8 protein-coding genes are annotated in these 11560 nt (G+C 43.1%); all 8 read left to right on the top strand.

From position 1 onward, the window contains the following. Nucleotides 1-4 precede the first annotated feature (4 nt). The 8 genes from VK179_14580 (at nucleotide 5) to cysN (ending at nucleotide 11440) form a co-directional block, all read left to right on the top strand. Complete coding sequence (locus VK179_14580; protein HLO59971.1) at nucleotides 5-1456, top strand: SusD/RagB family nutrient-binding outer membrane lipoprotein; 1452 nt, start codon at nucleotides 5-7, stop codon at nucleotides 1454-1456. Nucleotides 1457-1829: 373 nt separating this feature from the next. Next, entirely contained in the window at nucleotides 1830-4916 is a 3087-nt protein-coding gene (locus VK179_14575) for a SusC/RagA family TonB-linked outer membrane protein (GenBank protein HLO59970.1), read from the top strand. A 13-nt stretch (nucleotides 4917-4929) separates the two neighbouring features. After that, a complete protein-coding gene (locus VK179_14570) occupies nucleotides 4930-6420 on the top strand; it encodes a SusD/RagB family nutrient-binding outer membrane lipoprotein (protein HLO59969.1) in 1491 nt (496 codons plus the stop codon). A 17-nt stretch (nucleotides 6421-6437) separates the two neighbouring features. Then, nucleotides 6438-7295 carry a hypothetical protein gene (locus tag VK179_14565; protein HLO59968.1) on the top strand — a complete coding sequence of 286 codons (858 nt, stop codon included), beginning with the start codon at nucleotides 6438-6440 and terminating at the stop codon, nucleotides 7293-7295. A gap of 24 nt (nucleotides 7296-7319) precedes the next feature. Continuing rightward, nucleotides 7320-8366 carry a hypothetical protein gene (locus VK179_14560; protein ID HLO59967.1) on the top strand — a complete coding sequence of 349 codons (1047 nt, stop codon included), beginning with the start codon at nucleotides 7320-7322 and terminating at the stop codon, nucleotides 8364-8366. A 138-nt stretch (nucleotides 8367-8504) separates the two neighbouring features. Then, nucleotides 8505-9113: an adenylyl-sulfate kinase gene (gene cysC / locus VK179_14555; GenBank protein HLO59966.1), complete on the top strand. Its 609-nt coding sequence runs from the start codon at nucleotides 8505-8507 to the stop codon at nucleotides 9111-9113. 2 nt (nucleotides 9114-9115) lie between these two features. Further along, nucleotides 9116-10021, top strand: coding sequence for a sulfate adenylyltransferase subunit CysD (gene cysD, locus VK179_14550; protein ID HLO59965.1), 906 nt, complete (start codon nucleotides 9116-9118; stop codon nucleotides 10019-10021). 156 nt (nucleotides 10022-10177) lie between these two features. Beyond that, a complete protein-coding gene (gene cysN / locus VK179_14545; GenBank protein HLO59964.1) occupies nucleotides 10178-11440 on the top strand; it encodes a sulfate adenylyltransferase subunit CysN in 1263 nt (420 codons plus the stop codon). Nucleotides 11441-11560 lie beyond the last annotated feature (120 nt).

Raw genomic sequence — 11560 nt, 5'->3', positions numbered from 1 at the left:
AACCATGAAAAAATATATTGCATTACTTATTGCAGCGGCCTTCTTTGTATCCTGTACGGATAAATTTGAGGAGTATAACCAGGATCGGAAGAATCCTATGGTAGTGCCCGGAGAACCCCTGTTTTCGAATGCTGAAAAAAATCTGGCTGACCAGATAACAAATACCGATGTAAACCTCAATGTATTTAAGTTGTTTGCGCAGTACTGGACTGAGACCACTTATACGGATGAGGCCAATTATGATTTGGTGAACCGGACCATACCCGACAACACATTTGCAGTTTACTACAGGGATATCCTGATGGATTTCAAAGAAGCCTCACGATTGATCCAGGCAAGCACTGATGTGGGTAATATTCCCGAAGAACAGACAAACAAGCTTGCTGTTATTGAATTGCTTGTATGTTATGCTTATCAGAACCTGGTAGATATGTTTGGCGATGTACCCTACACGGCAGCATTGGATATTGAAAACCTTTCACCGGTATATGATGATGCGGCCACTATCTACAATGACCTGATTACCAGGGTACAGGCAGCTATCAGTCAGTTGAACCCGGCATTCGGCAGTTTCGGTACTGCAGACTTTATATATAATGGTGATGTAGCGCAATGGCAGAAATTCGGGAATGCACTCCTTATTAAAATAGGTACAACTCTTGCAGATGTTAATCCTGCATTAGGTAAGTCCACCGTAGAGGGGGCAGTCGCCGGAACATTTACATCCTCGGCAGATGATGCCCTCTTTCCGTATCTGAGTGCAAGTCCGAATTATAATCCCATTTATGATGATCTTGTTGCCAGCGGCAGAAATGACTTCGTTGCAGCAAATACACTGGTTGATATACTGGATACACTGAATGATCCGCGTATCTGGGCTTACTTTGATACCGTAACAACAAACACTTTTATTGGCGGACCTTACGGTTCAACAAGCCCGTACTCGCAATATTCACATATATCACAAACCTTGCATCAGCCCACTTTCCCCGGAGCATTTCTTACATATTATGAAATACAGTTCTACCTGGCTGAAGCTTCGGCCAGGGGTTGGAATGTAAGTGACAGTACAACAGAGCAGTTGTATCATAATGCAATAGCATCATCCTTTGAGTTCTGGAATATTCCAACCGACAGCCTGACAACGTATATGGCAAATCCCGCTGTTGCCTGGGCCACTGCCCAGGGCGACTGGAAGCAGAAAATCGGCACACAGGAATGGATTGCGTTTTATGCAAGAGGACTGGAAGGATACACAACCTGGAGGCGGCTTGATTTTCCGAGGTTGAACATGCCGGAATCCATTACGAGTTACAGTGAGATTCCGAAGCGTTATACCTATCCGGTAAACGAGCAAACACTGAACCGTGCGAACTGGCAGGCGGCATCAGAGCATATTGGGGGTGATTTACTGACAACTCCGGTATTCTGGGATGTGACTCAGCCTGCACGATGAATAAAACATTCAATTTGGAATGAGAAACCCGGTCGATATTTCGACCGGGTTTTTTATTAAATATTACATAATCAATATTTTATAGTTTTGGCAAATAATATAGAAAAAGTTTAATACACAACCTCATAATTTTGTCAGAAGAGCCAAGATTCTAACGGCTCGGTGTACCGGAATGGCCAATAAAATCCGGCTAAATCGAATTTTGCATAATTATAAATCAAAATATTTTATTTATACTACGTTTTAAACAGTAAATCAGTGACTTAACTTTTTTTAACAATTTTCATTTTTTTTCTTTTTTTTTTTAGTTTTATACGACTGATTGGATACATCAGGAGTCTTATTAACCTATTATAAACCTAAAATTTAATCTATGAAAAGGATTTTGAGTTCACTTGTATGCCTGCTCCTTTTTAGCTGGTTCGCGTTCGGGCAGGACGTACAAATCAGGGGAACGATTACATCCTCCGAGGATGGTAATACGCTTCCCGGGGTGTATGTAAAAATTAAGGGGACAAACACCGGTACTGCCACTGATGCCAGCGGTAAGTATCAGATGACCGCTCCTGCAAATGCAACGCTTGTTTTCAGTTCCATTGGCTTTAAGGATCAGGAAATTGCAGTTGGAGGACAGTCGGTTATTGATGTTGTTATGTCGAGCGACATTACCCAAATGGACGAGGTAGTGGTTACTGCACTCGGTATTAAGAGGGAAAAGAGGGAGGTTACTTACCAGACTCAGAAGGTAAGCAACGATGAGATCCTCATGGCAGCACCGACTAGGGCAGCCAGCGCTCTTACCGGTAAGGTTGCAGGACTTCAGATCAATAATATGGATAACGGTGTAAATCCGTCAACACAGATTACCCTGAGAGGTTATCGTTCAATCAGCGGCAACAACTCAGCCACTGTGGTTATTGATGGTTCAATTGCATCACTTGGTGCTTTGGATGACCTGAACCCTAATGATATCCAGGAAATCAACGTACTGAAAGGTGCCAACGCTGCAGCTCTTTATGGTTCAAAAGCAAGTAACGGTGCTCTTATCGTTACCACCAAGAAAGGTGCAGCCAGCCAGAAATTTACTGTTGGTTTGAACTCTGCATATACACTTGAAAAAGTTGCTTATATGCCTGACTTCCAGACTAAATATGGTACAGGTTGGGAAGGCCAGTATGACCCTATCGAAAACACCAACTGGGGTCCCCGTTTTGACGGTCAAATGCGCCAGATTGGTCCCACACTGCCTGATGGTACATTCCAGGAATCTCCTTATGCTCCGGTAAAAGACAACCTGTTGAAGTTCTTCCAGAACGGTGATACTTGGACCCACACTGCTTACGTAAGCGGTGGTGACCAGACAAGCAGTTTCTATCTTTCTGCAGGTACCCAGACTGCTGACGGTATTGTTCCGGATGATGCATACAAACGCTATACATTCCGTGCCAATGCAAGCAAACGTATAGGCAAACTGGAACTGGCCTTCAATTCGACCTATTTTTCAGATCATACGGATGTGGTAGGTAGCACAATCGGAGATCAGGACAGACCTCTGTACTGGTTCCTTCTGAACACATCAGCAAACATTCCTCTGTCGAAGTACAAAAACTGGAGAACTGACAAATGGGCAACTCCTGATACCTATTATAACGGATACTATGAGAATCCTTATTTCTGCGTTGGAACAAACCGGAATATTGATGACACAAGGAGGTTGATGGCTAACGTAGCCGTATCCTATGACATTCTTTCATGGATGAAGTTTACTGTTCGTGCCGCTATGAACAATTCATGGGGCGACGGTAAAAACTGGCGTGCTGCTCAGAAATTTGCTGCATTCAGAACCGGTAATTCCGACATTTCGTCATTTGTTGAAGATTCTGAATTCCAGAATAAAGATTACAACTTTGATGCTATTTTGGCATTGGATCGGCATATTACCGACAACATTTCCCTGAAGGCTAACCTCGGTGCCACCAATCAGACACAGGAAACGCATTATGGAATGATCAGGGCTAACAACCTCAGTATTCCCGGTTTTTACGATGTTTCAAACGGAACCGGCAAACCTGAAGTTACCCGCGACGATTCCAAATACATTAACTATGGTTTCTTCGGTGATTTCACCCTGGGTTACGGTAACTATCTCTTCCTGAACTTCTCAGGCAGAAATGACTGGACATCAACTCTTGCAAAAGGAAACAACAATTATTTCTATCCTGCATTCGGTTTGTCATTCGTGCTGACCGACGCTATCAAGAGTCTGCAGAACAACGTACTTTCATTTGCAAAGATTACTGCCAGCAATGCTACAGTATTTAACGATTTGCAGCCTTATGAAATTAACGAAAGATATTCACAGCAGATTGGTTTCCCCTATGGCGATCTTAATGGATTCGCATTGGGTACAAGAACTGTTGATGCCAACATTAAGAAAGAAAGAATTAATACAACTGAAGTTGGTATTGACCTGGGATTCCTGAATAACAGGATAACACTCGACGGTTCCTATTATATTATCAAAACAACTGACCTGATCACTGCAATCACTCCTTCGATTGCTTCAGGTGCTGCTTCATTCCTTACCAACATTGGTGAATTAAAGAACCATGGTTTTGAAGCCACTTTGGGCGGTCGCATTATTGATTATTCAGGATTTACATGGGACGCCAGCATTAACTACACAACCCAGACAACTGAAGTAGTTGAAATTACAAAGGACAATAATGAAGTTGCCCTTCAGACTGTAAGTGGTGGATTAGCCGGTGTTTATGCTGTAAAGGGTGAAATATTCCCCCAGATTAAAGCTTCAGCTTATCTTAGAGATCCTCAGGGCAGACTTATTATTGATCCTTCTTCAGGTAACCCGAAGGAAATGACTTCATACAAAAACCTGGGCAGAACTACTCCTAAGAGTATTTGGGGTTTCAATACAACTATGGCTTTCAAAGGAATCTCTATCGGTGCTACTGTAGATTATAGAACCGGTTTCGTATATTATGAGCAGGGTTCGGACCAGATGGAATTCACAGGCCGTTCACTCGAGAGTGTATCAGCCAACCGTCAGGATTTTGTTGTTCCTAATTCGGTTATTGAAACCCAAACCGGTGTATTTGTTCCGAATACAAATATACCCGTTGCCAATGGTCGCCAGGGTTATTGGACCGACGTTTACAATAACGTAAAGGAAAACTACGTAAAAGACGCCTCCGCTCTTAAAATCAGGGAATTAACAGTTGATTATGCTCTTCCTGCAAAACTGCTGGCAAAGACCCCGATTACAAAGGTTAAAGTTGGATTTGTTGCACGTAACCTGATGACCTGGTTACCCAAAGAAAACCACTTTGCTGATCCTGAATTCGGAAACTCTTATGACAATCCCAATGCAACTGGTATCGGTGGTTTCCTGCAACCTCCTCCTACCAAATCATTTGGCTTCTCACTTAATTTAGAATTTTAATACCTAGAGTACTATGAAACATTTATTCAAATATATTTTCATGCTGCTGGCAGTGACTCTGATTCCTGCATGCAGCGAGGACTATCTGGATGTTAACCAGGATCCGAATAATCCTACATCGGTATCTCCTGATCTGGCTTTGCCTGTTGCTGAGAATTTAACTGCAACCTATTTGCTGATCAATAACAGGGTAAATACTCTGGGTAATTTATTGATGTATAACTGGAGTCAGAGTGACGGTTATGCCTGGTATCCTGATGAATTCAAATACCTGGTAACCTCATCATTCTATGCAACCTGTTTTAACACTGCCTATCAGAATCCTCTGAAACAGTATCAGACCCTGGACAAGCCGGATGATCCTGCTTACACTTATTATACGGCTATTTCCATGATCATGAAATCTTTCCATTATAATATCCTGGTGGATTTATATGGAGATATTCCTTATACTGATGCTTTAAAAAGAAGCCTGAATCCTGCACCGAAATACGATGCTGCCCAGACGGTTTATGAAGACCTCATTGTTAAGCTGACTGCTGCTATCGATATGATCAAAAATGCACCGGAAACAGCATTGGTTCCTGCTACTGATGATATCATTTTCGGTGGTGACATGACAAAATGGATCCAGTTTGCCAATTCAATTAAATTAAGGATACTGGTTCGCCAGTCGGATATGGCTGATCGCGGTGCTTACATTACCGAGCAGATAAATGCCATATTAACTGAAGGTTCAGGATTCATCACTGGAAATGTAACCGTTAACCCGGGTTATGTTAAAATCAAAGATCAGCAGAACCCGCTTTGGGACAGCTATGGTGAAGATGCTGCCGGTTCAGTGGTGATGAACAACAAGGCCACCTGTGCCACTGATTATGTGCTGACTTTACTTAAAGACATGAATGATCCAAGGATCGATCGCATTTATGAAAAACCGTCTACGGGTCACCTTGGTGTTCCGCAGGGTCTGCTTGATTATGATACTCCTATTGTTGACCAGTATATATCGGACAATGTATCCAATATTGGCCCCGGCATATTAAAAGGACCGGAACAGGATGCTATCATCTTCACACTTTCAGAAAACTATTTCAATATGGCTGAGGCAGCCTTGAAAGGTTATTTGTCAGAAAGTCCCAAGGCTCTTTATAATAAGGGTATCGAAGCATCATTTATAACTCTTGGCGTACTACATCCAGTAGAAGCGGCAGCAACCTATTCTGCACAAGCCATCACTAATGTAGGCTATGATGTTTCAGCTGATAAAAAGGAAGCCATCATTACTCAGAAATGGATTTCTTTAAACGGTCTGGATGCCATTCAGTCATGGTTTGATTATAACCGTACCGGATTCCCGGCTGATCTGCCTGTTTCAAGACTGGCAACTACACCTGACAGACCTGTCAGATTGCTGTATCCCGCTAGCGAACTTGCCGCCAATGCTGACAATGTACCGGCACAAAAGAACGCTTTCAATGACAAGATTTTCTGGGCTCAATAATTTTATTCTTGAAAAACATGAAAACATTAAGAAATATTCTATTACTGGTACTTGTCGTTTTTACCGGTAATTCGTGCTTCGACGACAAAGCACTTTATGAATTAAACGATGATGGTCCCACCATGGTTGGATTCAGAGACGGGGCAACTGCTTACGGTGCTATTGCTGATGGTAACGAATATTCATTTGTTCTTCCTATCAGAGTTTTCGGACCTGGTTTCAGAGATGTAAAATCAACTGTTACAGCAACTATTGGTGTTGATCCATCATCAACAGCTATAGAGGGAACCCATTTCCGTATTGATAATAAAACCATTACGCTGGATCCCAACAATAACCTTCTGAATAATTTCCAGGTGACTATGCTCACACAGGGAATTGAGGCACCACTTGATACTGCTCCGGTTATCGTATTAAGGGTGCAATCCACTAATAGTACTGATGGTGTAGAGCCCAGTGGCAAGACCATAGCCATTACATTAAATTATGCCTGCTTCTCTAACCTGGCCGGTACCTATTCACTGGTAGTAACCAGGACAAACTATGACGGTGCGGTTACTACTTACCCGGCCGTTGAGGATGTAATCGTTTCTACAGGAAATGTGGGCGAATATCATACTTCATGGGTAGGTCATTACTTCCCGGGTGGAGCTGGTCCTCTTGGCGGTGCTGCTACTGAAGGCTTTGTTTTCACCGATGTTTGCAGTCAGCTTTCAGTTCCTCTGCAGAATTTGGGTAATTACTATTCAAATGAAGTTTCAGGAACAGCATTCGGAACAGTTGATAAGGAAACAGGAGTCATCACACTCTATTACCAGATTACTTTTGCTGCTGGTATCAGAACATACGTAAGTGTATATACACCTGTAGAATAATTAGACACTTAAAAAAATCAGAACATGAAAAAATACACAATATTTAATCTTGCAGCTCTTGTTTTCTTTGCAGGGACATTTGTTGCATGTGAATATAGCCAGGACACCGATCCTGTAATTAGTCCGGACAACTATCCCAAAGTGACTGTTACACCAGTGGGTGACTATAGTGCTTTAAAGGAAGGCGATACTATTTATTACACGGCATCCATTGATAAAATGAATGACCGTGCCCTTACAATCAGTGCCCGTGTAAAAAGTGGAGCAGCAAATGCAGATGATTTCATTGTTTCTCCTGCTATTATTCAGCCGTATACAACTTCTGCCACTATGATGATTATTTTCCCGACTGATTGGGATGCAGAGCCGACTGAGGATTGTGTACTTGAAATTGGTATTTTCAGCCTTGGTGAAAAATACCAGGTAAATCCTTCAACTGTTTTTCCTACAGCTAATTTGACAATTGAGAATTATGTTTCTCCTGATATCACAGTTTCCATTGGTTGGTCAGGGGAGGTTTCAGGTATGGAAGCCGTTGAAAAATCAGTGACACTCGATAACGGTGTTGTTATCGATTATATTGATTCCACTGAAATGACATATGACGCAGCCGACATGGTTGATTTTGACGTTCTTGTTTCCCCCGCTGCTGATTTTGATCCTGCTAATCCGTGGGCAAGTGAAATAGGCAACTACTCAGCTGCAACAGGCAAAAATCCTGAAGAATTCATTGCCGCTCTTGAAGATGGGGAATATATTATCTGGGCCGATCTGTGGGTAAATGATTTTTATAATACATTTTATGAATTCCTCCCAGATGTGAAATTACCTGTTACTGCTAACTTCAGGCAGCAGGGAACTGCTTTGAATGAAGATATTGTTCAGCAGGACTCACAGGCACCGTATGCCAGTACGCCCGGTGCAGATGATGCTGAAGGTGGCGGATTTGACGGTGTGATTGCAAAAATCGTTGTTGCAAACGGTCTGTATTCAGTAGAACCCTATGTTGCACCGAGTTTTGCCCGTAAGAACTATGTTGAAAAAGTAAATCGTCCTAATCTGAGAAAATAATTTCGAACTTTCTTAAAATAAAAGGCTGGCCGTTGGTCAGCCTTTTTTTTTATTAGGTATAAACACCGATCCAATATCCTAACAAATCACTAGTATATATTTCAGTCAATTATTTATCTTTGTCGCTCATTGAAAAATATGGGTACAGACACGTTGTTTTCGGGTTCTATGGTTTCTGCATCCCGGTCCAGAGCGAGTAAAGAGGAAATATTAAATCAGCATGCACGCATTTTCTGGATGTGCGGACTGTCAGGTGCCGGTAAAAGTACGCTGGCTTCAATCCTGGATAATGAACTTACACTTCGGGGATATCTCTGCCGTGTTATCGACGGGGATGAAATCCGCAAAGGACTCAATAAAGGCCTTGGCTTTTCTGCCGCTGACCGGCAGGAAAACCTCCGCAGGGTGGCGGAAGTGGCAAAGCTTTTTGCCAACTCGGGCATCATCACCATTGTGTCATTCATTACACCCACTGAAGAAATGCGCAGGATGATCCGCTCCATTGCCGGTGAGGATTATTGCGAAATATTCGTTGATGCCCCTCTTGAGATTTGCGAACAACGTGATACCAAGGGACTTTATAAACAGGCCCGCGAAGGGAAGATTCATGATTTTACAGGAATCGGTTCACCGTTCGAACCCCCTGTAAATCCTGATATTACAATTGACACTGGTAAAACGGACGTGGAACAAAGCGCCTGCAAGTTGCTTGACTTCGTTTTACAATTGACCGAGTATACAAAATGACAATGAATCAATATAACATCAATCACTTACGCGAACTGGAAGCCGAATCGATATTTGTGATCCGTGAGGTGGCCGCGCAGTTCGACAAACCGGTGATGCTCTTTTCAGGAGGAAAAGATTCCATCGTAATGTATTACCTAGCCCGAAAGGCATTCTGGCCTATGAAGGTTCCTTTTCCCTTATTACATATTGATACAGGCCATAACTTCCGGGAAACACTCGATTTCCGCGATCACCTGATGGATAAAACGGGTGGCCGCTGTATCGTGAGGTTAGTCCAGGATAGCATCAACCAGGGTAAGGCAATTGAAGAAACCGGGTACAATGCAAGCCGTAATGTACTTCAGACAGTTACACTTCTTGATGCCCTTGCCGAATTCAAGTTCGACGCAGCCATGGGTGGCGGTCGACGTGACGAAGAAAAAGCCCGTGCAAAGGAACGCTTCTTTTCACACCGCGATGAATTCGGTCAGTGGAATCCAAAAAACCAAAGGCCCGAGCTCTGGAATCTTTTTAATGGCCGGAAAAGGATGGGTGAACACTTCAGGGTTTTCCCGATAAGCAACTGGACTGAAATGGACGTGTGGCAATACATATATATGGAAAGTGTTGAAATTCCCGATCTGTATTACACACATAAAAGACAGGTGTTCAACCGCGACGGTGTATGGCTTGCCTGGGCGCCTTTTATGAAGCTGAAACCCAATGAAAAGGTTGAAACGATAGATGTACGCTGCCGGACCATAGGCGATATAACCTGTACCGGATTAACGCTTTCAAAGGCCAATTCACTTGAAGATATCATTAACGAAGTCGCGGCCACACGGGTTACCGAACGCGGCGGCCGTTACGACGACAAACGCTCCGAATCCGCCATGGAGGATCGGAAGAAGGAGGGATATTTCTAATGTGCTAATTTGCCAATGTGCTAATTTGCCAATGAAAAACCTTATTCAACGCATTATCACATTATCACATTATCACATTAACACATTAGCACATTAGCACATTAGCACATTAGCACATTATCACATTAGCACATTATCACATTATCACATTAACACATGAGTTCAGGATACCTCGATATGGAACTGCTGCGGTTTACAACAGCAGGAAGCGTGGATGACGGCAAAAGCACGCTGATCGGCAGGTTGCTGTACGATAGCAAAGCCATCTTTGAAGATCAGTTGGAAGCGCTTGAAAGAGCCAGCCTTAACCGTGGCGAAGAACAGATTAACCTGTCGCTTCTAACCGACGGACTGAGAGCAGAACGCGAACAGGGCATTACAATTGATGTGGCCTATCGTTACTTTGCCACCCCGAAGCGCAAATTCATTATTGCCGATACTCCCGGCCATATCCAGTATACCCGAAACATGGTTACCGGCGCATCAACAGCAAATGCCGCACTCATTCTTATTGATGCCCGAAATGGTGTTGTTGAGCAAACAATCCGCCACTGCTTTATCGCTTCACTGCTTCAGATTCCTCATGTCATTGTTTGCATCAACAAGATGGATCTGGTGGATTACAGCGAGCAGGTTTATGAAAAAATCCAAAATGATTTCAGGCAGATTTCTGCCAAACTTGAACTGCATGATGCCACATTCATTCCTATCAGCGCTCTTAAAGGAGATAACGTTGTGGATGAATCATCCAACATGCCCTGGTATAAGGGCAATACGCTGATGCATTTTCTTGAGACGGTTGAAATCAGGAACGACGCTAACTTCAATGATCCGAGATTTCCTGTACAGTATGTCATCAGACCCAATACGGATGATTTTCATGATTACAGGGGATATGCCGGAAGAGTCGCAGGCGGTGTATTCAAACCCGGGGAAAAAGTTACCGTGTTGCCTTCAGGATTCAAATCGGTTATCAAATCAATCGATTTCATGAAGGAACAACTTACCGAAGCTTTCCCTCCCCAGAGTGTTACGATCACCCTGGAAGATGACATTGATATCAGTCGCGGTGATATGATTGTTAAGGAAGATAATTTGCCGCAGGAAGGACAGGATATCACCGCGATGATCTGTTGGCTTAATGAGCGTCCGATGCGTCCCGGTGCAAAGTACTGGATACGGCACACTACCCGCGAGGCGCGTTGCATCATACAGGAGGTTAACTATAAAATGGATATCAACCGGGTTGAGAGGGATTTCACCGATAAACAAATAGGATTGAATGAAATCGCCGAAGTGAAGTTACGAACCACTATGCCCCTGTTTTATGATTCCTACCGTAAAAATCGTGTCACCGGCTCCCTCATCCTGATTGATGAAGGAACAAATGAAACGGTTTGCGCGGGGATGATTATTTGAAGAAAGATACTGGATACTGGAAAAAAGCTCGTCATTGCGAGGAGCTGGAAAATAATTGATTATAGTACTGTAGAATAGCGACGAAGCAATCTGCCCGAACAGGCAGAACGTCGCAAAGAA

This window comes from Bacteroidales bacterium (assembly GCA_035299085.1).
Classification (GTDB): Bacteria; Bacteroidota; Bacteroidia; order Bacteroidales; family UBA10428; genus UBA5072.
Note: the sequence above shows the minus strand (reverse complement) of the source record. Positions and strands in the feature narration are given on the sequence as shown.

Bases quoted from the DNA above. Each gene is read 5' to 3' on its own strand.
- VK179_14565 (HLO59968.1), top strand. From the start codon at position 6,438: ATGAAAACATTAAGAAATATTCTATTACTGGTACTTGTCGTTTTTACC.
- cysN (HLO59964.1), top strand. From the start codon at position 10,178: ATGAGTTCAGGATACCTCGATATGGAACTGCTGCGGTTTACAACAGCA.
- VK179_14570 (HLO59969.1), top strand. From the start codon at position 4,930: ATGAAACATTTATTCAAATATATTTTCATGCTGCTGGCAGTGACTCTG.
- VK179_14580 (HLO59971.1), top strand. From the start codon at position 5: ATGAAAAAATATATTGCATTACTTATTGCAGCGGCCTTCTTTGTATCC.
- cysD (HLO59965.1), top strand. From the start codon at position 9,116: ATGAATCAATATAACATCAATCACTTACGCGAACTGGAAGCCGAATCG.
- VK179_14575 (HLO59970.1), top strand. From the start codon at position 1,830: ATGAAAAGGATTTTGAGTTCACTTGTATGCCTGCTCCTTTTTAGCTGG.
- cysC (HLO59966.1), top strand. From the start codon at position 8,505: ATGGGTACAGACACGTTGTTTTCGGGTTCTATGGTTTCTGCATCCCGG.
- VK179_14560 (HLO59967.1), top strand. From the start codon at position 7,320: ATGAAAAAATACACAATATTTAATCTTGCAGCTCTTGTTTTCTTTGCA.